At 34.0% G+C, this 22848-nt stretch carries 22 protein-coding genes and 2 pseudogenes; 21 read left to right on the top strand and 3 right to left on the bottom strand.

Annotation, left to right across the window (positions count from 1 at the left end; genetic code table 11):
- Positions 1-225 precede the first annotated feature (225 nt).
- The 6 genes and pseudogenes from NSQ69_RS15400 to NSQ69_RS15375 all read left to right on the top strand — a co-directional run bounded on the left by NSQ69_RS15400 (position 226) and on the right by NSQ69_RS15375 (position 5964).
- On the top strand, positions 226-792 hold the full coding sequence (locus NSQ69_RS15400; RefSeq protein WP_002128043.1) for a TetR/AcrR family transcriptional regulator: 567 nt from the start codon (positions 226-228) through the stop codon (positions 790-792).
- Positions 793-850: 58 nt separating this feature from the next.
- Complete coding sequence (locus NSQ69_RS15395) at positions 851-2707, top strand: alpha/beta fold hydrolase (RefSeq protein WP_003190004.1); 1857 nt, start codon at positions 851-853, stop codon at positions 2705-2707.
- 542 nt (positions 2708-3249) lie between these two features.
- On the top strand, positions 3250-3759 hold the full coding sequence (locus NSQ69_RS15390) for a DinB family protein (protein ID WP_003190006.1): 510 nt from the start codon (positions 3250-3252) through the stop codon (positions 3757-3759).
- 224 nt (positions 3760-3983) lie between these two features.
- Positions 3984-4112: pseudogene (locus NSQ69_RS27765) on the top strand (amidohydrolase); the annotation flags it as partial.
- Positions 4113-4316: 204 nt separating this feature from the next.
- On the top strand, positions 4317-4901 hold the full coding sequence (locus tag NSQ69_RS15380; protein ID WP_050000579.1) for a hypothetical protein: 585 nt from the start codon (positions 4317-4319) through the stop codon (positions 4899-4901).
- A 361-nt stretch (positions 4902-5262) separates the two neighbouring features.
- Positions 5263-5964: a CPBP family intramembrane glutamic endopeptidase gene (locus NSQ69_RS15375; protein ID WP_050000580.1), complete on the top strand. Its 702-nt coding sequence runs from the start codon at positions 5263-5265 to the stop codon at positions 5962-5964.
- A gap of 277 nt (positions 5965-6241) precedes the next feature.
- Here the strand turns inward: NSQ69_RS15375 and NSQ69_RS15370 are convergent, their stop codons facing one another.
- Both NSQ69_RS15370 and NSQ69_RS15365 read right to left on the bottom strand, forming a co-directional pair.
- Positions 6242-7672 (bottom strand): IS4 family transposase, encoded by a 1431-nt coding sequence (locus tag NSQ69_RS15370; protein ID WP_341099459.1) that lies wholly within the window; start codon positions 7670-7672, stop codon positions 6242-6244.
- Positions 7673-7800: 128 nt separating this feature from the next.
- Positions 7801-8973 (bottom strand): MDR family MFS transporter, encoded by a 1173-nt coding sequence (locus NSQ69_RS15365; protein ID WP_341099458.1) that lies wholly within the window; start codon positions 8971-8973, stop codon positions 7801-7803.
- 84 nt (positions 8974-9057) lie between these two features.
- On the opposite strand from NSQ69_RS15365, the gene NSQ69_RS15360 reads away from it, so the two are divergent.
- The 9 genes and pseudogenes from NSQ69_RS15360 to NSQ69_RS27760 all read left to right on the top strand — a co-directional run bounded on the left by NSQ69_RS15360 (position 9058) and on the right by NSQ69_RS27760 (position 15316).
- Entirely contained in the window at positions 9058-9870 is an 813-nt protein-coding gene (locus NSQ69_RS15360) for a MerR family transcriptional regulator (protein WP_000440177.1), read from the top strand.
- Between the two features lie 926 nt (positions 9871-10796).
- On the top strand, positions 10797-11102 hold the full coding sequence (gene arsR / locus NSQ69_RS15355) for an arsenical resistance operon transcriptional regulator ArsR (protein ID WP_000046006.1): 306 nt from the start codon (positions 10797-10799) through the stop codon (positions 11100-11102).
- A gap of 60 nt (positions 11103-11162) precedes the next feature.
- Entirely contained in the window at positions 11163-11600 is a 438-nt protein-coding gene (locus NSQ69_RS15350; RefSeq protein ID WP_341099456.1) for an ArsI/CadI family heavy metal resistance metalloenzyme, read from the top strand.
- Between the two features lie 18 nt (positions 11601-11618).
- Positions 11619-12659, top strand: coding sequence for an ACR3 family arsenite efflux transporter (arsB, locus tag NSQ69_RS15345; RefSeq protein ID WP_016120475.1), 1041 nt, complete (start codon positions 11619-11621; stop codon positions 12657-12659).
- Between the two features lie 25 nt (positions 12660-12684).
- Positions 12685-13089, top strand: a complete 405-nt coding sequence (arsC, locus tag NSQ69_RS15340; protein WP_000791428.1) for an arsenate reductase (thioredoxin) — start codon at positions 12685-12687, stop codon at positions 13087-13089.
- Between the two features lie 278 nt (positions 13090-13367).
- Entirely contained in the window at positions 13368-14342 is a 975-nt protein-coding gene (locus NSQ69_RS15335) for a phosphotransferase enzyme family protein (RefSeq protein ID WP_341099454.1), read from the top strand.
- Between the two features lie 63 nt (positions 14343-14405).
- Positions 14406-15005 (top strand): DJ-1/PfpI family protein, encoded by a 600-nt coding sequence (locus NSQ69_RS15330; RefSeq protein WP_000701587.1) that lies wholly within the window; start codon positions 14406-14408, stop codon positions 15003-15005.
- A 129-nt stretch (positions 15006-15134) separates the two neighbouring features.
- A pseudogene (locus tag NSQ69_RS15325) lies at positions 15135-15269 on the top strand (IS3-like element ISBt2 family transposase); the annotation flags it as partial.
- Positions 15254-15316 (top strand): hypothetical protein, encoded by a 63-nt coding sequence (locus tag NSQ69_RS27760; protein WP_350200069.1) that lies wholly within the window; start codon positions 15254-15256, stop codon positions 15314-15316. The pseudogene NSQ69_RS15325 and the gene NSQ69_RS27760, both read left to right, overlap by 16 nt.
- Positions 15317-15379: 63 nt before the next feature.
- On the opposite strand, the gene NSQ69_RS15320 is transcribed toward NSQ69_RS27760, so the two are convergent.
- Complete coding sequence (locus tag NSQ69_RS15320) at positions 15380-15964, bottom strand: hypothetical protein (protein WP_003190019.1); 585 nt, start codon at positions 15962-15964, stop codon at positions 15380-15382.
- 520 nt (positions 15965-16484) lie between these two features.
- On the opposite strand from NSQ69_RS15320, the gene menA reads away from it, so the two are divergent.
- The 6 genes from menA (at position 16485) to NSQ69_RS15290 (ending at position 22752) form a co-directional block, all read left to right on the top strand.
- Positions 16485-17396, top strand: a complete 912-nt coding sequence (gene menA / locus NSQ69_RS15315) for a 1,4-dihydroxy-2-naphthoate polyprenyltransferase (protein ID WP_002013623.1) — start codon at positions 16485-16487, stop codon at positions 17394-17396.
- Between the two features lie 287 nt (positions 17397-17683).
- Positions 17684-18010: a hypothetical protein gene (locus NSQ69_RS15310; protein ID WP_002128033.1), complete on the top strand. Its 327-nt coding sequence runs from the start codon at positions 17684-17686 to the stop codon at positions 18008-18010.
- Between the two features lie 330 nt (positions 18011-18340).
- Positions 18341-19027, top strand: coding sequence for a response regulator transcription factor (locus tag NSQ69_RS15305; RefSeq protein WP_002128032.1), 687 nt, complete (start codon positions 18341-18343; stop codon positions 19025-19027).
- Entirely contained in the window at positions 19024-20808 is a 1785-nt protein-coding gene (locus NSQ69_RS15300) for a sensor histidine kinase (protein WP_002190077.1), read from the top strand. Before NSQ69_RS15305 ends, NSQ69_RS15300 begins: the two co-directional genes overlap by 4 nt.
- A 126-nt stretch (positions 20809-20934) precedes the next feature.
- Positions 20935-21618, top strand: a complete 684-nt coding sequence (locus NSQ69_RS15295) for an N-acetylmuramoyl-L-alanine amidase family protein (RefSeq protein ID WP_002142388.1) — start codon at positions 20935-20937, stop codon at positions 21616-21618.
- A 291-nt stretch (positions 21619-21909) separates the two neighbouring features.
- Positions 21910-22752 (top strand): polysaccharide deacetylase family protein, encoded by an 843-nt coding sequence (locus NSQ69_RS15290; RefSeq protein ID WP_002033202.1) that lies wholly within the window; start codon positions 21910-21912, stop codon positions 22750-22752.
- The last annotated feature ends 96 nt before the right edge of the window (positions 22753-22848 follow it).

Genomic DNA, 22848 nt, shown 5'->3' with positions numbered 1-22848 from the left:
GCATTTCTTTTTCTTAAGTTGATGGGTATGTATGGTGACCCCTATTAGACGATAGTGAATTAACAATTTCGGGGTTCAGTTCCACTTTATTCAAAATAAGATTTTTTTGCAGTAAAATCAATGTTAGTGGAACTTTTTTAATCAAACTTTTTTCTAAATTAACATAAATCCTTGCAACATTTAAATTAGTACTATATAGTTCTAGTTATGACAAAGGTAAAATTAATGAATCAAAAACGTGTGATTGAAGTAGCTGCAACATTATTTTTAGAAAAAGGGTTTGCTTATACAAGTATGGATGAATTAGTACGTGTAAGCAAAGTTTCAAAGTCTAATGTGTATTATCACTTTTCTAATAAGGAAGTATTATTAGAAGGGGTCGTTGATTATTGGATTGGAATGTATCAATCTGCAATTGATGACGTACTTTCTCAGAACCAATTTTTAGTTGAAGATCGTATCCAACTGTTTTTAAAGCAATTATCACAAGGAGTTCAGTCGAGAGAGTATAAGGGGAGCTGTCCATTTATTACTCTTTATATTCAAAGTCCTACACAGGCCACGCAAATAAAAGAAAAAATAGGTCTTTTTTTTACAGAATTACAAAAGAAAGTTTCTCTATTACTTAAACAAGGGGTAGAGAATGGAGAATTCAGAAATACGATTAATATTGATGAGGTTGCATCACTTTTTATTACAAATCTTGAAGGAGCGTTATTTATTTCAGAAACATTGAAGGATGCAACTGTAATCACGAAAACAGCAGATCATTTATTTAACTTGCTTCGATAAAAGAAGCTTTTTTTTTACATCAAATTAGTACTAAATAGTACTAAAAAGGGGATTTTATATGAGAACAGTATTTTTAATTGGTGGAACAGGCTTTATTGGAAAGCAATTAGTGAAAGAATTAGCTAAAGAGGATGTTAAAATTCTTCTTTTAGTGAGGTCGAAAAGTAAAGCAAAACGCATTTTTCAAGAAAGAGGCATCTTAAAAAAGGCAGTTATGCACTTTATTGAAGGTGATTTGACGGAAATAGATTTAGGTCTAAGTGCTGAAGATAAGGAGAGGATATTGAAAACGGATGTGATTATTCACGCAGGAGGCCCCATGGATATTCAAGTGACAAGTAAAGAGGCAGCTTCCGTATTTTTAAATGGCGCCAAACATATTAGTGAATTAGCTAAAAGTATTCATCAATTGAAGGGCTTGCAACAATTTATTCATGTTGTAGGTTATATGAGTCCCTTTGATGATAAAAATAGCAAGATTGCAATTGATGTGTTTAAAGAAGGACACAATTATTTGAAAATGAAAAATCCATATGAGAGAACAAAATTTTTAGCAGATCTTTATATCCGTCACCAGGCATCAGCAGTAGGTTATCCGCTTTCTGTAATTAATCCGCCAACTGTAGTCGGTAGTAGTAAAACAGGGAGTACAGAGCAGATAGCAGGATTAGGTTTGCTTGTGATGAGTATGCGAAGAGGGCTCATGCCAGTGATTCCTGGAGGTAAGGGATATAGGTTACCACTTATTGCAAACGATGAGCTTGCGAAGTTTATTGTGCAGGTTTTCAGATTGGAGCAACCGACTATTCAAACATATACACTTGTTGAAGACAAACAGCACGATCAGAACATTGCTGAATTATTAAGTATTATGTCGGAAAGTATGAATATGAGGGCACCAAAAATCTCTGTCCCAATGCCACTTATGAAAGCAATTATGAATAGTGGAGTCAGTAAAATAACAAAAATCCCTTCGGATGGACTGAATTTTATTACAAAACGAAAATTTTCAAATGTTTCAGCGAAAAAAATTATGGGAGGAGATTGGTTTAAGAAGACGAGTGTAATGAAATTTTTCCCTGCCGTAGTAGCTGATTTGGATTATCGAATGATGCATCAAAATGGCCAGCATAATCATTTATTTAAACGAACATTATGCGATAACACTACCCTTTACCAATTACAAGGAGAGGGTAAACCGTTTATTTTATTACATGGTTTATTGAGTGATGGAGAGGATTTATTTCCTTTAGCACAAGAGCTTCATGAAAAAACTGGTCAACCTGTATGGATCTTGGATCTTCCAGGTTTGGGACGTTCTCCTTTTAAACAAGAGAAAAATCTTCTAGATATCTATTTGAATGTAGTGAAAAAGTTATTGGAGAAAGCTACTAATGGTGCACATCTAATTGGCCATTCATTCGGTGCGTTTATTCTTCTGGAAGCATTGGTACAAGAGTACATAGATAAGAAGTATTCAATCACTTTACTTCAGCCACCTGTTGCTAAAAAAAATGCTAAATCGCTAAATGTTCCCCAATTTATGAACAAATGGGCATTAAAATTGGCAACTACTAATTTGATAGAGCGTTATTTATTAAGTAATGGTTTGTTTGAAAGTATGGAGAGCATCCCTGAACATTATATCGAAAAAATAAGTAACAGTTTTACTTCTCCTAGAATTTTAAATACTACGGTTCAGCTTAACAGTTTACTACTGAAAAACGATCAAGGTGATTTCAATGAAGTAACAAAGTATAATCTTCACATTATTTGGGGGGATTATGACAGAGGCTATTCTGCTCCATCGCATCTTGGTAAGGTTGATTTTGTTCCATATGGCCATCATTTTCCTCTTAGCCATCCGAGTGAAACGGCAACATTAGTAATAAAAAATAGTAATACTAGCAGATGAGTGTGTGGGATAAACAGTGTGTAGTAAGATCGTTGTGTCTTTGAAATAAAATCGTACTGTTAGGGGTCCCACCCCATACCTATCAAGCTATACTTCTGAAATATCCCCAAAACGAAAATTTCATCCTTTCATAGTTGTCCATAGGATCTTAGGTCGATTTTCATTTTTGAGAAGAATACATTTCTCAAGTTGATGGCAATATGGGGGGGGAATAGTGTTACGATGTTTATAAAAAAGTAGTTAGACTAGTGTGTTTTACTCCGATTCATTTCAAAATATAATTGAAAATCCATCTTTAAATTAAAAAAGAAGGTGTTACCTTTATATATTAATAACTTCGAAATATTGTATAATAGGTAATTTTTATGCATTATTGATTAGCATTGCTTATTGTGCTAACGAATCAGGATAGTGTGGCGACCGACAAACTAAATAGTTGCTTATCCTCAATTATTAGAAGGAAAGTTCTATCATTTCGAGAATTTATTAGACATAGACGAGTGCTATAATTTTCTATATCTACATATAAGAGGTGACTACGCATGAATCAAAGACCGTCAGAAGAAGAATACGCCGGGGACTCCGGCGAATATATCCGTTTGGTGCCGGACGGTAATATCATCGACATTCTGCTCGCCCAGGAAAAGCAAATGATCGAGCTCCTGGCATCGTTGACCGAAAGTCAGTACGCGTATCGGTATGCGGAAGGAAAATGGACGCTGAAAGAAGTCGTGGGCCACATTGCAGACGCGGAACGCGTCATGACCTACCGCCTGCTTCGGTTCGCAAGAGGGGACCAGACGTCTCTGACTGGTTTCGATCAGGAATTGTTCATGCCTCCTTTCGGAAGCTGGACAACCGAGCAATTGGCCGAAGACTACCGGGCCGTACGGCAATCAACGATCACATTGCTGCGCGGGCTACCGGCGGAGGCGTGGACCCGAAAGGGCACAGCCAACAACCTAAGCATTACGGTGCGCGCCCTCGCGTACGGCATCGCAGGACACGAACTTCATCACATGGGGGTCATCCGAAATCAGTACTTGAGTTAATCGTTTGCTGAGGCCTTTGGAATGGAACTAACGGGGGATTTTAACAAAATAAGGAATACAATTAAACACCCTAAGCGGCTTTAGTTCTATATTCCATGGAGCTGAGGCTGTTTAAACATTTTTGGAATCGGTCTAATTTTAAAACTGAATGTACTCGTCTATCGCTTGATTTAGTTCCACAAACGTATCGTATTTATGTAAAAGCAGGCTTATTTAAAGATATTGATGCGGCGCGTTCAGAATTAGGAGATAAAGCGTTACTTGCATCTGCAAAAGCACTAGTAAATACGGTGTATCGATTAATTGTGGAAGAAGGGCTGTTAGAGAGGCACAGAGAAATCAGGGATAGGTGATTAAAAGGAGTGGCTTTAGCCACTCCTTTTTTATGAGTTTTTTAGGAAAGAACATACTGATTAATTTAGGAATTTCAAAATAAAAATATCTTTTTTTCTATTCTATGTATAATGAAAATATGGGATATTTTGTGATTTTAGCAAATATAAAAATGGTATCAATATAAATGGAAGTTTGATCCTACAGTAGAAGGAATGCTTCGAATGCTAGATAAAATTCATAAAGAGTTTTATAAAGTAAAGGATGGGTTATTAGAAGTATTACGTGGAAAAGAATGTCCAATTTTCTTCACATTTAAAGATTTAAATAACATTGGATCAGGTGAAGAATTATATATTAAAATGAATGCCCGTGGCCGAGCTTTAAGCGATTTTGAAAATTTTAAAGCGCAATTTGAACAACTATTAGAAGTACTAGATTATAACGATAAGGCAAAAGAATTTTCTTTTACATTAGATAGAGAATGGACAGATTTCTTATGGCCTTATTTAGATGATTCGAAGACATTAGATAAACCATTTCTGAGATTATTTAATTTCATTTCTTCGAGCAAAATCTCAAGGATAGGTACAGTTGCGCCTAATACGTTTAATAAAGATTATACTAATTTTAAAGAATTGAGAACCATTTACAAAGAGGAAGAAAATGTTACGTTTCTTTTTGACATCTTTACGATATGGAAAGATGCAGAACAGATTGAAAGCGAGTTTTCTTCTATACACGAACAAATTCATTTATTTACAGATGAAAGAAATTACTTTAAAGCATTTAAACGCCAGTTAGGGTAAGTACACCATCGGTTTGGTGTCTCGTGGCAACTGAATCTTCCAAAATAAAATATATGTTTAGAAAAGCGTGGGAAGATTTTCCGCGCTTTAATTATTTGTCATGTAACTCAAATTTTAAAATTGAAAGTCAACTTTTTATCCCGCATTAACGGAAAGCAAACCCCGATTGGTTCAACAAACCATCAGTGTTGAAGAAAGTCGCCACTGACGGAAGCTTCACTTTAGCAGTATGGTCAAGATAGCAACAATTCTTACGAAAACAGCGTATATTTCATATCTAAAATATAGTGACTTTTCCTTTTTTAAATTATATAATTTAAATATTGTTTTATTTTAAATTTAAGATAGGAGAATTTCTTTTATGCAACCCGAACTTACGCAAGACAAAGTGTATTCAGTTTCATGGTGGGGGGGGATTTTGGCTGTACTGTTTGCGGTTTTGGGGACGAATATTATCGTAGGAGTATTTATTGGCATTCCGTCTACGATTTATACAGAGTTTATTACTATGCAAGAACCAACTGCCCTTCACGTATCTGTCGGAGATACGGCGTTTAGATTTGGAAGATTAATTGTATTACTGTTATTCATTTACGCATATGATCCCATTAAAAGATTAGTCATACCAGCTTTTAACTTCCATGTGTTAAAAAAAATCAATATGTATATATATGTACTTCTTTTCCTTGCAGCAAGTTGGATTATATATTTATATGTTCTTGAACCACTATTTCCTCATGCAGGAGAAGAACAATATGTAGCTTTAAAATCAGAAATGCTAGATCAATATCCCATTCTTTTATTTCTCAGTAGTACAATACTTGCACCCATTGTTGAGGAAATAACCTACCGCGGTATCATCTTACGCTTGTTCCAAGAGCGCTTCCCATTTTGGATTGCCGCAATTGGATCAAGTTTTCTTTTCAGTATCGCTCACTCATATTCAGTTGGTGTGATGATAGATACTTTCATTGGTGGGATGTTCATGGCGATATTATGTAAGAAGACGAATTCCATTATTCCAGCTATTTTACTCCACATACTGAATAATGCACTTGGTTAAGCGGTGACTTCCTTTCATATACACCAATAATTTAAATATAAAAAAGGTAAGTGGATACACAAAAAATTGTACATTTTCACCGGGAGATGCCAATATTATCGTTTTGGGGTATTTGCTTTTCTTAGCTTGATTGTGATGTGGTGCTACCCCATCGCTATCAAGCTAAGCTTATGCAAAGTCAATTTTAGGCGAGATTGTTTCTTTTTCTAAAGGGCAAGTGTAGGTGATTGAAAGATTTGCATACGAAATAAACCCTAACGGGTTTCACTTTTTTGAATTAAGCGGCTTGATTATCAGACATGGTACAATTGTAAACGACACCTAATATATCAAAGACCGTTTTTTTCTCATATCGATGAGATTTCCGCCCGTTTTGCTGTAGGAGATTGAACAGGCGGAGTAACACCTTTGATAGCTCTTGGGTGTTTTTTTGTATAGTTTGGAATAGAAGAAGAAAATAGTCTTTAATCATATATATGGCTTTATACTCACTAAGCTCTCGTTTTTTCTTCATGAGGAGCAATTGGCGCATTTGAAACATGATAGAAGAACAGAGTAGAATGGCAATCAATTGGCCATATAAATGGCACTCCAATCGTTCTGATTTTATCTTTTTACAATGATGGATTTGAAAGAATGACTTCCACGTTTTAAATAAAATTTCGATTTGCCAACGCAAAGAATACCAGTCATGTACCTGTCCCATCGGGACAATATCTGTAGAAGTGTTTGTCATATATACATTGATACCACTGAGTCGTTTACTACGAGGAGAATACTTCATTCCTTTCTTTTTTTCTCTTACAGCTTGATCTTGTAATCGTTTTTGTTGCTGTTGTTTTGTTAATCGATGGACAATTACACGAGCTGACACTTTATCAATCATTCCTACATAAGCATTAGCTATTTCCCATGTTTGTCCTGGCTGAAGGGAGTTCATTACCGTCTCCATATCTAACTGTATATACTCTGTACCTTTCTTAATTCTTCCATCTTGAAAATAATCAGGGTTAGGATTTTTTTGATAAATACGTGTATTCGACTTGATACGAGAAATATAGTAGGCCTCTTGATCTTGTATATATTGAAGGTCTTTTAAATGAAAATAACCTAAATCTCGGATACATAAATCATTCGCTGCCACAGTTGGGGCACACAGAGAGCCGTAAGTGCGATCATGTTGTTTACCTGGACCTGTATGAATATGTAGGAACTGTCCGCTTAACAAATCATACTCAAGCTGAATTTTTATCCGAGCTGTATGGCTGCATCCTCCTGCACCTGGATAAACCGATGAAAATACATCCGGGAGTTGAAATGCAGTTGAATCTAAGATACGAATACGCTTGAAAATAGAAGTATATGGAGAAGAAATTAGCTTAGCTGAAGATAACTTTTGGTTTAGAAGTTTGGCTAAAACTTGTTGTAGAAACTGGACGGCTGCGGCGTTAAATCTTTGATTTAGTCCTTCAGGACTGATGAGTACTTCTGTTGATACTTCTAAACAACTACATAACTGGGTTAAGGAAGTTTTTGCTACACTTTGGCTTAGCCATACGCATAAAGCTACTAACTCTTGTGCTTGATACTTACTTGTTCGCTGTACAAATCCAACATCTCTAGCTAGATTCTGTAAGGTATTTGGGGATAAAAGACTCTTTATCTCCTGTGCAAATAATTGTAAGTCGTCAGATACAGAATTAGACATACAAAAAACGCCATCCTTTCCTATAATTCTACAGTAAGAATAACGTCTTTTTTGCTTAATGAATAGTGTGAAACCTTAGCTTTATGGTAATGTGACCGTACCTCATGTAGTCACAGTTTTTATTTGTATTAAGACATTCGAAATGATTTGCCACGTAAAGCTGCTATGTAGCAAATAATAACTACTAAGCATAGGCTAACCATCACCAAATACAATTGTGGTGCAAAATGGATAATCAACCAGCCACCAAGCACTGGGCCTAAGAAGCCACCTAAGTTTTGAAATTGCATAAAACCAAGATATGTTGCTTTTTGATGCGCGGGTGCAATCATTTCGACTATAGCACTCGTCATTGGGAAAACAAAAATTTCACCAAGTGAGAACACAACCATACCGACAATAAAAAGTGTCCAATTATCAGCGAAGTGGAAGATTAACATACCAAGTGCTAATAGTCCGCCCCCGAAAATAAGACTTGTTTTGATTGCTACTTTTTCGCTTAAAATGCCGAGTGGCAATTGAAGAATTACGATTGTTGCAGCATTAATCACAATTAGAACTGAATATAATGCTACTCCGTCTGCCATAGTTAAATTAAGCAATTGTGGCATTGTTGCCTCTGTTTGCATATATACGAAATTGCAAATAACACTCGCAATAATGAGCAACATAAGTGTGCTATCTTGTAAAAGAACACGCATCAAGTCGCCAATATCTTGCGTAACATTGACCGTATTCTGCTCCTCTATAAGTCGTAAAGTGATGACTAAGAAAATCGCATACAATAAGTACATCGTTGCAGTAATAAGGAATGGAAAACTTATTGATGATGCTTTTGAAATGACAATACCGAGCAAAAGGCCGATCACAGCTGATAAATTGATGGCAGTATATCGAATTGAAAATAGGCGACGACGCCTATCTTCGTCAGTATAGTCAATCATCAAAGCTTGTGAAGCTGGTTCAAAAAATGCACGACAGATACCGTTGAGAGCATTGCATAGAACGAATATCCAAACAGAGTTTGCGAATGCAAAGCCATAAAAGACTATACTCCAACAGAACATCGATATGATGATAATTTTTTTTCGGCCAAACCGGTCAGTAAAGAAACCACCGAAGAAGCCACCAAATGTCGCAGTCAATTGTGAAATACCGACTGCTAAACCAATCATAATTGGTGAGGCATGTAAATCATTTTGTAAATAAAGTGCTAAAAATGGTATCGTCATAAAGCTAGCTGTGCGGGCGAAGGTCGTACCACCGAGCAGCTGCCAGACGAGGGGGTGAAAATAATCCATAATAAAAACCTCCTGTATTAACATGCGTTTGCTTATGCTAGTATGAAGTGTGGAGTTAGTCTATAGTCAAGAGGAGTTTTTAACTTGGAGAGAAAAAACCTTAAAACCTTAAGTACAGGAGAATTTGCTAGTTATTTTGGGGTGAAAAAAGACACCTTGTTTTATTATGATAGAATCAATCTTTTTAAACCTGCCGGTAAACTTCCCAATGGTTATCGATATTATACCTACGATCAAATTAATACATTCTCAACACTCCAATCTCTTCGGAAAGTGGGAGTTTCGATTGAGGAACTAAAAGAATATCTTAATTCTCCCAACACTTACAAACTTGTTGAAATGGCAAAACAGCAGACAGTTCTGGTGGAAGAAGAAATTGAGAAATTAATTCAAATTCGTCGTTTCTTTAAGGGTATTATTTCAATGGAAGAAGAAAGAAAAAACGTTGAAGTTGGGAAGGTTTATATCCAAAAGACACAGAAAAAATCTATTTTCTTAAGCGATGTAAATTCGAAAAATAGCATGACCGATTTCGATTGGGTAAAACATTTTAGCAAGCAAATAGGCTTGTTTGTTCCTGCTCCTATTGGATCTGTGATAACAAGAGAGAGCCTGATTCAAGAAAGATATGAGGAGGTAGATCACTTATTTTGTTATAGTGATTTAGAAACAGGTCAATCAAAACCAGGAGGAATTTATGTCATATATTATCACCAAGGATCTTATAAAGATATTGAATCCGCATACCACAATATCACGGAATTTATCAAATCAGAGGGCTATGTTATTGAAGGAAATGCCTATGAAGATTACTTCTACAATCCATTAAGAACTAATAATAAGGAGGAATATCTTACTAAAATTAGTATACAGGTAACAAAGTGTTTAAAGAGTTAAAGCTATAATGTTATCTTTGTTTAGTAAAAATTAAAAATAGGAAAAACAATTGCAGCGAGTACTTTTAAAAAAAGTGATAAAAAGAGAATCGAACTTTATGTTTAGTAGGGCATACCCCATCATCAAGTTGAAATTTTAAAATACCCCCAAAACGAGAAAATTGTACGTTTTAATCTGGAGACGTCAATTTTCTCATTTTCGGGTATTTGCTTTTCTTAGCTTGATGGTGATGTGGCGGTACCCCGAATAGAGTAAACATCAAGTAACTCTAAAATATACAATAAAAATAGTAGGTGGGGAATATTTGACGCTTACACGAAAAGCATTTTCCCTATCGCCATCAAGTTAAAAAACTAATTATCCCACAAAACAAAAAATCGAGTTGAATTCACATAAATAACTGTAGAGAGATAAAAATTTGGTTCTGGGGGTACTATAAAATATTAGCTTGATGGGCATGTGGTGCTACCCCTGTTAGTAGTAATTTTAATATTACTATAGATAAATTATTTTTAGAACTTTACTTCCGAGAACGAATTGTATGTTTTTGCTTAACGTTGTTTTTTCAAAAATGCTGGCAGTACCCCTTGTTCATCAACCTAAGGTTTTTAATTATCCCCATAACGAAAGTTTCAACTTTTTACAATTATTTATGAGCATTCAGCTCAATTCTTTCGTTATGGACAACCATCAATTTCTTCAGTTGATGGTGATGGGGCACTACTCTATAATGGTCAAATTAAAATTTAAAACAGTTATAGAGACTCCATCCCTCGGAAATATTTTAACTATTAAGTTGTAAAAAGATATGATGCGAGGAAGTTTTTTGTAAATCAAAAAAAATTGATTGATCAGTTGCATAAAGAACTAAACAGCGTATATACTGTAAATATCAAAAAAAGTTGATGAAGGGAGAGTGAACTAAAATGGCACAAGATTTTAAGCTCTATGAGAAAAAATTTAAAGCATTAGCTGATCAGAAACGGTTAGAGATTATGTATGAGCTTTGTCAGCGAGGCCAGACGTGTGTATGTGATTTAACAGAGATTTTTGAAATGACGCAATCTAAGTTGTCATATCATTTAAAGATTTTATTAGATGCAGGTTTAATTGTAAAAGAAACAAAAGGCACGTGGAGTTATTATGATTTAAATGATGCGGAAGTAAATAATTTATTATCAGAAGAATTGTGCTGTATTTTTAGAAAAACAGGAAAAGGTAGCTGTTGTTAAAATTTTATACTATTAATCAAAAAAAATTGATTAATAACATATAAAGAGGAGGAGTAAGCTATGAGATATGTTCATGTTGGTATAAATGTTACGGATTTAGAGAAGTCTATTGAATTTTACGAAAAGGTATTTGGTGTGTCACCAGTTAAGGTGAAAATGGATTATGCAAAATTTTTATTAGAGAATCCAGGGCTTAATTTTACGCTAAACGTACGAGATGAAGTGAAGGGAAATCAGGTAAATCATTTTGGTTTTCAAGTGGATACAGCTGAAGAAATTACATTTCATAAAGAAAGATTAGAAAAAGAAGGGTTCTTTGCACGTGATGAGATGGATACGACTTGTTGCTATGCAGTTCAAGATAAGTTTTGGGTAACGGATCCTGATGGTAACGAGTGGGAATTCTTTTATACAAAAGCAGAAAGTGATGTTCATAAAATTGAAGATCCATCTTGTTGCACGACTTCTAACGTAGTAGATAAAAATTCTTGTTGTTAATAGGAGATGGAAAATAAAATGAAACGTTTATCTTTTCTAGATCGATATTTAACACTATGGATTTTTCTAGCTATGGCTGTTGGGATTGGTTTAGGGTTTGTGTTTCCTAGTGTAGTAGATGGACTAAATACATTACAAGTTGGAACGACGTCCATCCCGCTCGCTGTCGGTTTAATTGTCATGATGTATCCACCGTTGGCGAAAGTTCGTTACGAGGAAATGGGCCGGGTATTTAAAGATGTAAAAGTATTGGTTTTATCTTTAGTGCAAAACTGGATTATTGGTCCTGTACTTATGTTTGTTTTAGCAATTATTTTTCTTCCAGATAAGCCAGAATACATGGTCGGGCTCATTATGATTGGTTTAGCACGTTGTATTGCAATGGTAATTGTTTGGAACGATCTTGCAGATGGGGATAAAGAGTATGCGGCAGGTTTAGTGGCTTTTAACTCGGTATTCCAAATGTTATTCTTCTCCGTTTATGCATACGTGTTTGTAACAGTCATTCCAGAATGGTTAGGAATTGAAGGGGCTATTGTCGATATTACAATGGTAGAAGTAGCGAAATCAGTATTTATCTATTTGGGAATTCCTTTTATAGCAGGTATGTTGACACGCTTTGTACTCGTTAAGTTAAAAGGAAGACAATGGTATGAAAAGGTGTTTATACCTAAGATTAGTCCACTTACATTACTTGCATTATTATTTACAATCGTCGTTATGTTCTCTTTAAAAGGGGAAATGATTGTTAGCGTACCACTAGATGTAGTAAGAATAGCAATTCCGTTATTAATCTATTTTATTGTGATGTTTTTTGTTTCTTTCTTTATGGGAAGAAAAATTGGTGCAAACTATCCGGTGACTACAACGTTAGCATTTACAGCAGGTAGTAATAATTTTGAGTTAGCAATTGCTGTAGCAGTTGGTGTGTTTGGTATTCATTCAGGCGCAGCATTTGCAGCTGTTATCGGGCCGTTAGTTGAAGTACCTGTAATGATTGCACTTGTAAACGTTGCTTTTTGGTTTAAGCGTAAATATTTTAATGATCAACCAGTATAATTTAAAAATAAAGGCGGAAAACAACATGAAAAACAAAAAGACAATCTATTTCTTATGCACAGGAAATTCATGCCGAAGCCAAATGGCAGAAGCATGGGGCAAACAATATTTAGGCGATAAGTGGAATGTATATTCTGCAGGAATCGAAGCACACGGAGTAAATCCAAATGCTATTAAAGCGATGAAAGAAGTAAATATCGATATAACGAATCAAACATCGGATATGATTGATTCAAATATTTTAAATAACGCTGATTTAGTCGTTACGCTTTGTAGTCATGCAGATGCTGTGTGTCCATCTACTCCTTCACATGTGAATCGTGTTCACTGGGGATTTGATGACCCGGCAGGAAAAGAATGGTCTGAATTTCAACGTGTTCGCGATGAAATTGGGGAACGTATAAAACGATTTTCTGAAACAGGGGAGTAAATAAAGGAAAGAGCCAATTTTCTATTGTATAGGGGATTGGCTCTTTTTCTATACATAGTCACTACTGCATTGGTTTACAACAACTATCTCAACGAATGCAGAATATTATGTAAGAATGATATAGTTAGAATGGTAGTCTGTCTCTATTAAATTTATATATAGAAAAAAACACTATTGGTAATTAACAATGAATAAAATTTTGGTTTTTAGAGTAATCGAGATAGTAATCATAAAAAATAGCGTGTAATAAAAATTTTTTCACATGAAAGGAAAAAAGGGTGAAACACATAATAAAAGACGTATTAATAAATTATTTTAAAGAAATTCATTCACTAGCAGTGGAAGAAGAGCTACATAAAAATAGCTGGAATACAGATTTACACTATAAAATTATGGTGAATGGAAAGCGATATTCCGCACGGTTTATCAATAGCAAGCGAACAATCCATCCAGCTTTTGGGGCGTTATCAAACGAACAACTGATAGAGCAAGTACGTTTTACGTATTATTTACGCGAGCATGGAGTCCTTTTTATGCAAATTAATAAAAATAGGTCAGGGGAGTCATTTACATTAGTCGCTTGGAATGATGAACAATACCGATTTATATTGTCTAATTGGATTGAAGGAGAACATATTACACTCTGTACGGAAGCTATCGCAGAAGCATTTGGAAAGGAAGCAAGAAAGGTTCATGATATTTCTAGTGCATTTCAAAGCGCGATTTTTCAGAAGAAATCTCATTTGGATGGGTATGTTGAGTTTATTAATATGTTAGAAAGCAAGACAAGCGCATGTAAGGAATTGCGGGAGTATATAGATCTTGCTAAATATCATATAGACTGCGCATATACGAGTGAATTAGAGTTTATTGTACAAACAGACTTAAATCCTTTGAATGTTTTATGGGGCTCAAGTCAACAGGTAAAAGGAATTGTAGATTTTGAATCTATTAGTTATGTTGACCGTATTGAAGGGTTAGCCTTTTTAATAAAATGGTACTCTCGAACGAAAGGAATACAGTCGCATAAAGTATGTCCGGAAGTTGCTAGAGCATTTTTAGAAGGGTATAAAGCTAATAACATTTTAACTTCAAATGATTATAAAAGACTTTCTTCGTTGCTATGGTTATCCGGTAGTTTAAATTGGAACTTCGTTAAAAAGACGATGAGTCTATTAGGTGACGGGAGAGAATTAGAGGAACATTTGAAAGTTTATAGAGTAAGGGGAGAAAGGTTGTCTTCATTGTTTTAATTTGTAGATAACATTTCTTCTCTTTTGGGATTTATAAAACAAAGCATATGAGGTGTTCTAAAAATGAAAATACAAATTGTAGTGTTTGACGGTTTTGGAGAGCTTGTCTCCTTTGCACCTTTTGAGGTATTGAAAAGAGCGATAGAAGAAGGGGCTCCGTTTACGGTTGAATTAGTTTCTAGTGAACCAAAACAAGAGGTTACTACTTCGTTTGGAGTTACGGTTAAATTACATGATTTTTTACGAATGGATAATCGTCCAGATTTGTTAATTGTACCTGGTGGTGGCTGGAATCATAAAGCTGAACATGGGGCACGAAAGCAAGCAGAGCTTGGTAATTTGACCAAAATGATTAGAGAGATGCACGATGAAGGAACAATTGTTGCTGGAGTTTGTACAGGAGGTATGTTACTAGCTGTATCCGGTATATTGAATGATAAAAAGGCAACAATGCATCATTTGGCGCAAAATGAAATTAGTCAATATGGAGCAGAACTTCTTCATTACAGAATTGTGGATCAAGGCGATATTATTACTGCAAGAGGAGTTACTTCAGGAATTGATTTAGGTCTTTGGATCACGGAAAGGTTTGCAAGTCCAAAAATTGCAGCTGCTGTTGAATATAGAATGGAATACGAGAGGCGAGGTGTTGTTTGGAAGTAATTTGAATTCTTTTTTATTGGCGTAATAATAGGGTGCTTGCTGTAGTGAAGTGAATCCGAATAGTGGTACATGAAAAAACACCTCCTGAATTTGCATATTAAGTATGCGAATTCAGGAGGTGTTTTTCGTTTGAAGACAAGAGTTCATTACTCTGAAGAAATAAAGTGGAAAGTGATTCAAATGAAAAAGAATGGGTATTCAAATCGTACCATTATAGAGACACTTGGAATTAAAAATACTACAATTGTGTGCGAATTCAAGAAAAATCAAACCACCTATCCCCTAAAGAATATAGGGAACAGGTGGTTTAGGTATTTTGATATGTGTTCCGATTTTGGGGGTCACTTCAAAAAAAGATAAGTGCTTTTTATTTTTTAGCAACCAGGTAAGACAATCTCCACATTAAAATCAAAATATATATAAGAACTATCTCGACGAATGCTTACTAAAGTTGCTGTACCATTTACTTGTGAAAGTCCATTTACACATAATAGAGGTAAAGATCCATCACAGTTATAGCAAAGAACATTGTTTATTTGTACAACATCATTTAAATATGCACTAAATCCTGTTCTTGGACCTGTACATGGAAAAAATTGAGCTGGAAATCCAAAATAGAATGGTAAATTTCCAACTGCAGTAATTTGAGATACAGAAACATTACATTCTATAACACCACAAGGAGTAGTTACAGATGCTTGAGCATCACATTGAGCAACATTAAGTTTTAAATAAAATGGATCTGTAATTACAGGGAAAGTATCACCAACATGTAATGGCTCTGGAAAAATAATTGATGAAGGATTACTCGTACCGGCCGTTAATCTAATTGTCCCAGAAGTATTTATGACGTTTTGACAAGGAGTAGAACAGTCTAATAATTGTTCTACATCTGATGTACTTTCATTATCTATCTGAATTTTTTCAGAAGTGTTTAAAACTTGATTTAATTCCTCCATTTTTTCACACACCTTTAATTCATTTTTAATCTGCCTTAATAAAAAATGAAATTAAATAAGAATTAGTACATGTATCACTTGTTTTTGGATGTGAGGTATTAGTTCCTAAATAAAATTTTTCTTTTTCTGCAGTGGATTTCTTATAAAATGAAATCAATCATAGAGTCCCTTGCTCCGACTTGAACAATCTTAATTTTACATCACATCGCTATCAAGCTAAGAAAATAGAGCTACCTCCAGAATGAGGTTTTGCCCTAACTTGCAATAAAAAAGCTCGTTTTTTCGTTTAAGGTGGATCTGTTTTCTTAAGTTGATGGGCAGGTGACGGTACCACATTTAAAGAAATTTAGTTTTGTTAGCTTAATAGTAATTCAACTTTTAATTTTTCACTTTACTATTATTAGATTTGTTAGGAGGGGTATCATTTATTTGATATAATTAATGGATGTGAATCAAGAAATAGAAAGAAAGATACTTCTAGTGATTTTATACTTAAAATGTAGGGAGATTGAACAAAGTTATGGGGAATGAAAAAGAAATTAGTTCCGCTAAATTAATATGGAAGATGACGAGGCCGCATACATTAACGGCGACGTTTTCTCCTGTAATTTTAGGGACAGTGGCATCACTTTATGTTGCCGAAATTCATTGGCTTTTATTTATTGCGATGATGGTTGCATGTTTAGCGTTGCAAATAGCAACGAATTTATTTAACGAGTACTATGATTTCAAACGTGGATTAGATACCGCTGATTCTGTTGGCATCGGTGGTGGAATTGTCCGTCATGGATTGAAGCCAAAAAATGTATTAACAGTTGCGCTTTTATTGTATGTGGTAGCAGCATTTATTGGCATTTATATTTGTATGAATAGCAGCTGGTGGTTAGTTGTCATTGGTTTAATTGGGATGGCGGTTGGCTATTTATATACAGGTGGTCCATTACCAATTGCGTACACTCCATTTGGAGAATTAGTTTCTGGATTGTTAATGGGGACATGTTTTGTACTCATTGCTTTCTTTATTCAAACGAATACTATAACGATTGAAAGTATATTGATTTCCATTCCAATTGGAATTTTAGTAGGTGCAATTAACATGTCGAATAACATCCGAGATATCGAAGAAGATATTAAAGGTGGAAGAAAGACGTTGGTAATCCTCCTTGGGAGAGAAAAAGCAGTGGTAACACTAGCTGTAGCCTTTTTAATTGCTTATTTATGGATTGCCGTAATTGTGTTGATGGGTTATATAAGCCCTTGGGCATTAGTTATGTTCCTAGGTTTGAAAAAGCCAATCTCTGCTATTCAAAGCTTCCAAAAAGGAGCAAAGGATCCCGGGTATATGCGCATCGCAATGAAATCAACAGCGATGACAAATACGATTTTTGGCTTCTTATTATCAGCAGGACTATTAATTAGTTACTGGTTTTAAATAAAAAATATTTTTAAGTGACTAAACCCCGATTTCTCGATTTTAATATAGAGAAATTGGGGTTTTTATTTTTGTATTTCTTTAATAATGATCAAACTCTTTTATAAATCTACATTATTTAATAGATTAGTTGAGATAAAGATCAGGATAGTGAGAGGAATGCTTTTTATATTTGTCTAAGTTATAGAGATTTTCAATAAAAAAATAGTAAAATACAATATTTTTTTATTGAAAAACGATAAATGTTATGTTAATCTTTAAAAAAAGATAGACAAGGATGAAGAAGAATGAAAAAAATAGTTTTAGTTGGACTTTCTACCATAACTTTAATTATTATTGGTTTTGTCTCTTACATTACATTAACAACGAAAGATCCATTAAGTGACAAAGAATTTCCAAAAACTCAAGAAAAAGCAAAGGCAACTGCTATTGAATATTTTCAAAAAGAAAAACAGTTAGATGTTGTTATAACTAAAGTTGGAGTAGTGGGAGAAATAGGATATAAAGTTTGGATCGAAGGACATGAGCTGAATAATGAACAACAAAAAATTGATGCAATTATAGATGTTGCAAAAGAAGATAAATATAAAGTAATAAGTTCTAATATCGATTAAATATCGATTATTACGTATAGTTGATATTACTTTATTAATATAATTTATCATAGAATGCGACCTTTAAAATGAAAAAGCGCTATCCTGTTTGTAGAAATATACAGAAAGGATGGCGTTTTTGTATGGATTTTTTGATTCAAGATGAGTTTCATTATTTGTTGAAGAATTACAGTTATCTCTGCATTTTATCTTTATATCAGTATGCTATTATCTTGATATAACTATGTTACATTTAGTAGTGACAGAAATAGTGAAAGATTTCTAATTGGTTAAAATATAAAATGAACTATTTCTTTATAAAAATAAAATTAATCGTGGGGAAGATGAAATATGCAAAGAACAATTTTAATTGTAGAAGATGAAGATATTTTACGTGAAATCATGAAGGATTACCTACTAAACGAAGGGTATAACGTCTTAGAGGCGATTGATGGGAAAGAAGCGTTATCTATATTTGAAGAACATGAGGTACATTTAATTATTCTAGACATTATGTTACCGGAATTAGATGGTTGGGCGGTTTGCCGGCGAATTCGGAAGAAATCTAATGTACCTATTATTATGCTAACGGCTCGGGTGGATGAAGATGATACCTTACTCGGATTTGAAATGGGAGCGGATGATTATGTTACAAAACCATATAGTCCTCCTATTTTATTGGCAAGGGCAAAACGATTAATTGAAAGCCGATATTCTTCCACTATTAATGTATCTACTGAAGACACATTAACTAGTAGTGGTATCCATGTACATTTCCCTTCTCGTACAGTAACTGTAGATGGGGAAGACATAAGTATGACACATACAGAATTTGAAATATTAACGTATTTCATGCAAAATCAAGGGATTGTGATTTCGAGAGAACAACTAATCACTAAAATTTGGGGTTATGAATTCGCTGGGGATGATCGTACTGTTAATAGTCATATCCGTAATTTGCGTCATAAATTAGGACAAAAAGCGACTTGTATTGTAACCGTTGTGCGAACTGGTTATAAATTTGAGGGACAGGTATGAAAAAAGGAATTGTATTAAAGTTATTTATATTAACTACGGCATTATGCACACTTATTTTAGTGACTATTTTTATTGGACAAACCATATTTTTTAAGCAATATTATTCGAATCGAAAAGTTAATGATATTAAAACGAATATTCAATCCTTTGAAAAGGCATATATAAAAGCTGGAGATGACGCGAAAAGGATTCAAGAGTTGGAACAAAATTTCTACCAAGATAATGCGACATGGATTACAACGCTAGATAGGGTAGGGAATATAAAATATGCAAGTGATTTTTCTTTAGAAATTCAGTTAGATCCTAACGGAAATAACACCTTTTCTGAACGTTTAATTCAGATACCGTTGTATAGTTTTGTTAATTTAGAAGATATACAAAGGATAAAAGATAGTTTAGAACAGGGGAGTCATATTATTATCGATGGAGTGCAGGAAGGTGATGCAGTAGTCCCTGCGATGTTAACAATAAAAGAGAAGAATATTGGTTTGGAGAACAAGCAGTTGTCAGAGAAGTTATATGGCCCAAAAGTCGCATCTTCAAAAGAAAATTCACAGTTATATTTAGCAGGAAGTATTAAGAACGTGCAGTTACCGGAGGGTACTGTAGGAACTAACTCTATTTATGGAAATCGTGTGTTAATAGATAGAATAAAACAATTTCAGGTTGATTTAATATTAAATCAAAAACCAAATAATATTACTTCTACAGAAATAGTGGATTATGAAGAAAATGATATTAAATATAAACTATTAATCAAACCAACAATAGATGCAGATGGTAAGGTAAATTATATATTTGCTATGACATCATTGCAACCAGTTGATGAAGCTGTGCAAATGATAAAGGATTATTATGTATATTTAATTATCTTTGTTTTGATTTTAATCGTTTTGATATCGTTCTATTATTCAAATAAAATCGCCAAACCACTATTACAAATAAATGATACTACAAAAAAAATCGCTGGTTTAGATTTCTCAGAGACGATACCTATTACTACAAAGGATGAAATAGGTGCTTTATCACAAAATATTAATACACTTTCTAAGGCTTTGCATTCGTATATTAATCAATTGCAGCAAGATATAGAGAAAGAAAAGCAATTAGAAAATACACGTAAAGAATTTATCGCGGGTGTTTCACATGAGTTAAAAACACCTTTAAGTATTATGAAGAGCTGTATTTCAATTTTGGAGGATGGTGTTGCTAGTAATAAAAAGGATTATTACTTTAAAGCAATGTCAAAAGAAGTAGATAAAATGGATATGCTTATTATTGATATGCTGGAGTTAGCAAAATTCGAGTCTGGTACGTATAAAATGGAAATGGATGTTTTCCATATTGATGAGATGATTGATTATATATGTGAGCAATTAACCTCGGATATAATAGCTAAGCAATTACATGTGCATAAACAACTTTCTAAAATTGAGGTAGTTGCAAATCCACATCGAATAGAACAGGTGGTTACTAACTTTATTACGAATGCGATTCGTTACACACCAGAACAGGAGAATATTATTATTTCTACAATAGAAGAGAATGAACGTGTAAAAGTATGTGTAGAAAATAAAGGAGCACATATTGAACTAGAACATTTAGAGAAAATATGGGATCGTTTTTATCGAGGAGATACGTCTCGTCAACGCTCCAAAGGTGGAACAGGATTGGGCCTTGCTATTTCAAAAAATATATTAGAGCTGCATGGTGCGGAATATGGTGTTTCGAATACAGAAGATGGAGTGTTATTTTTCTTCTACTTAAATAAAAACGTGTAGAATTTTCATTCTACACGTTTTTATCATTTTTAAACAAAATCGACATTATCTGCATTTTATCTTTATCAGCATTCATTAATATCTTCATTAGAAAGGGAATGAAAAGCTGATAAGGAGATTGTTAAAATGAAAAAAAGAGTGACATTGCTTTTATTTATAATATTAATAATGGGCACAGGAGTTAGTTTCATACATGCTAAGGGGCATAAAAATATATCACAAGAGGATTTACGATTAAGAGGAAAAACAATTGTAATTGATCCAGGGCATGGTGGAGGAGATAGAGGGACGAAAGGAAAGAAATTTGGAACGATTGAAAAAGAGCTTAATTTAAAAGTAGCACAAAATATAAAGAAAGAATTAGAAGAAAGAACGGATGCAAAAGTTATATTGACGCGTGAAAAAGATGCGAGTTTACTTTCAGAAACAAAACAAAAGGAAGAATTGCAAGCGCGTGTCAAAGTAGTGAAAGAACATGCGGCGGATCTTTATATTAGCATTCATCATGATGCTTTTGAGGATACAAATGTAAAAGGAATAACAACTCATTATGGATCTAATAAAAGGAAAGATAAAAAATTAGCTAAGATCGTACAAGAAGCTATTTTTGATCAAAATATAGACAGCCGAGATCGAGGTGTTCATGGCAGTGATTTTCTTGTCTTACGAGAAAATTCTTCTCCGGCTATCCTAATAGAATTAGGGTTTACATCTAATGCGAGTGATGAAAAAAGAATGAATTCAGAAGAATTCCAAGCAAAATCGCAAAAAGGAATTGTGGATGGCATTATTAATTATTTTACGATGTAATAAAATAGGCAAATAGAAAAATACTATTCTTTCTAAATCTTAATTAGGAGGAGTAGTATTTTTTATTTTGGGTGTATATCCAGTTTTCAAATTAAAAACAAATATTTTTCTAAAGAGTGGATGCAATACGCTATTCTTTAACTGATTTCGACATTATCTGCATTTTATCTTTATCCATCTCTATTAATCTATTTATTGTAAACACCGGGTGAAATTAATGATTCAGTCGAGTAAAGGCTCAGCCTTATAAATAATGAATATGAAAATTAATAGGGAAAGGATCGAAAAATAATGAAAGAATCACAAAGTAAGAAAAAAACAAGTCGATTAACTAAGGTAATAATATCTCTAGGAGTTGTTTTAGCAACGACCTTTTTCACTTTCTTTTTAATTGGAAAATGGCACTCTATCCCAGCGAAGGGAGTAGCTAATGAAAGTATGAAACAAGTTAATACGCAACAACAAGAAAAGAAAAAGGAAACATCACCAGCAAAACAAAAAAGACCTGATGGAAAACCGGTAGGAAAAGTTGTCTATTTAACATTTGATGACGGTCCTAGCGAATTGACTGGGAAATTTTTAGATGTACTAAAAGAGCAAAATGTTGCCTCTACATTTTTTATGCAAGGTAGCAATTTACAAAATACAGGTTTTCAGGAAAATGTAAAACGAGCAGTAAAAGAAGGACATTATATTGGTGCACATAGTATGACACATAATAGTGATAAGCTATACAAAAAGGGACAATTTGTACCAGAGATGAAAGAAACGTTAGATCTTATCCATAATATTACGGGTACAACTCCTAAACTGGTCCGTCCGCCATATGGATCTGCACCAGGATTAAAGGGAGAGGAAATTCGGAATCAAATTGTAGAAGCAGCAATAAAAGTTTGGGATTGGACAGTAGACTCAAATGATTGGAAATTAAAAGATAATCCAACTCAGATTATCGAAAATGTAAAAAAACAGACAACAGAAGAAGTAGAAGTTGTTTTAATGCATGAAAAAGCACAAACATTACAAGCTCTTCCTGAAATTATTAAATTTTATAAAGAGCAAGGGTATGAATTTGGGGTATATAATGATGAGGATCATTTTCGTCTAAACTTCCAAAAAGATCAACGTCTATAGTATAAACATAGTTATTTTAAAAGGTGTTTTTATTACTAAATCAATAATTAAGCCAAAAGTCGATTTCCTATACGATAAAGAAATCGGCTTTTTCTT

Source organism: Bacillus sp. FSL R10-2201 (assembly GCF_038008665.1).
Classification (GTDB): domain Bacteria; phylum Bacillota; class Bacilli; order Bacillales; family Bacillaceae_G; genus Bacillus_A; species Bacillus_A mycoides.
This window is presented reverse-complemented; position numbering and strand designations above follow the sequence as displayed.

Bases quoted from the DNA above. Each gene is read 5' to 3' on its own strand.
- NSQ69_RS15400 (WP_002128043.1), top strand. From the start codon at position 226: ATGAATCAAAAACGTGTGATTGAAGTAGCTGCAACATTATTTTTAGAA.
- NSQ69_RS15395 (WP_003190004.1), top strand. From the start codon at position 851: ATGAGAACAGTATTTTTAATTGGTGGAACAGGCTTTATTGGAAAGCAA.
- NSQ69_RS15390 (WP_003190006.1), top strand. From the start codon at position 3,250: ATGAATCAAAGACCGTCAGAAGAAGAATACGCCGGGGACTCCGGCGAA.
- NSQ69_RS15380 (WP_050000579.1), top strand. From the start codon at position 4,317: ATGCTAGATAAAATTCATAAAGAGTTTTATAAAGTAAAGGATGGGTTA.
- NSQ69_RS15375 (WP_050000580.1), top strand. From the start codon at position 5,263: ATGCAACCCGAACTTACGCAAGACAAAGTGTATTCAGTTTCATGGTGG.
- NSQ69_RS15370 (WP_341099459.1), bottom strand. From the start codon at position 7,672: ATGTCTAATTCTGTATCTGACGACTTACAATTATTTGCACAGGAGATA.
- NSQ69_RS15365 (WP_341099458.1), bottom strand. From the start codon at position 8,973: ATGGATTATTTTCACCCCCTCGTCTGGCAGCTGCTCGGTGGTACGACC.
- arsR (WP_000046006.1), top strand. From the start codon at position 10,797: ATGGCACAAGATTTTAAGCTCTATGAGAAAAAATTTAAAGCATTAGCT.
- NSQ69_RS15350 (WP_341099456.1), top strand. From the start codon at position 11,163: ATGAGATATGTTCATGTTGGTATAAATGTTACGGATTTAGAGAAGTCT.
- arsB (WP_016120475.1), top strand. From the start codon at position 11,619: ATGAAACGTTTATCTTTTCTAGATCGATATTTAACACTATGGATTTTT.
- arsC (WP_000791428.1), top strand. From the start codon at position 12,685: ATGAAAAACAAAAAGACAATCTATTTCTTATGCACAGGAAATTCATGC.
- NSQ69_RS15330 (WP_000701587.1), top strand. From the start codon at position 14,406: ATGAAAATACAAATTGTAGTGTTTGACGGTTTTGGAGAGCTTGTCTCC.
- NSQ69_RS15320 (WP_003190019.1), bottom strand. From the start codon at position 15,964: ATGGAGGAATTAAATCAAGTTTTAAACACTTCTGAAAAAATTCAGATA.
- menA (WP_002013623.1), top strand. From the start codon at position 16,485: ATGGGGAATGAAAAAGAAATTAGTTCCGCTAAATTAATATGGAAGATG.
- NSQ69_RS15310 (WP_002128033.1), top strand. From the start codon at position 17,684: ATGAAAAAAATAGTTTTAGTTGGACTTTCTACCATAACTTTAATTATT.
- NSQ69_RS15305 (WP_002128032.1), top strand. From the start codon at position 18,341: ATGCAAAGAACAATTTTAATTGTAGAAGATGAAGATATTTTACGTGAA.
- NSQ69_RS15300 (WP_002190077.1), top strand. From the start codon at position 19,024: ATGAAAAAAGGAATTGTATTAAAGTTATTTATATTAACTACGGCATTA.
- NSQ69_RS15295 (WP_002142388.1), top strand. From the start codon at position 20,935: ATGAAAAAAAGAGTGACATTGCTTTTATTTATAATATTAATAATGGGC.
- NSQ69_RS15290 (WP_002033202.1), top strand. From the start codon at position 21,910: ATGAAAGAATCACAAAGTAAGAAAAAAACAAGTCGATTAACTAAGGTA.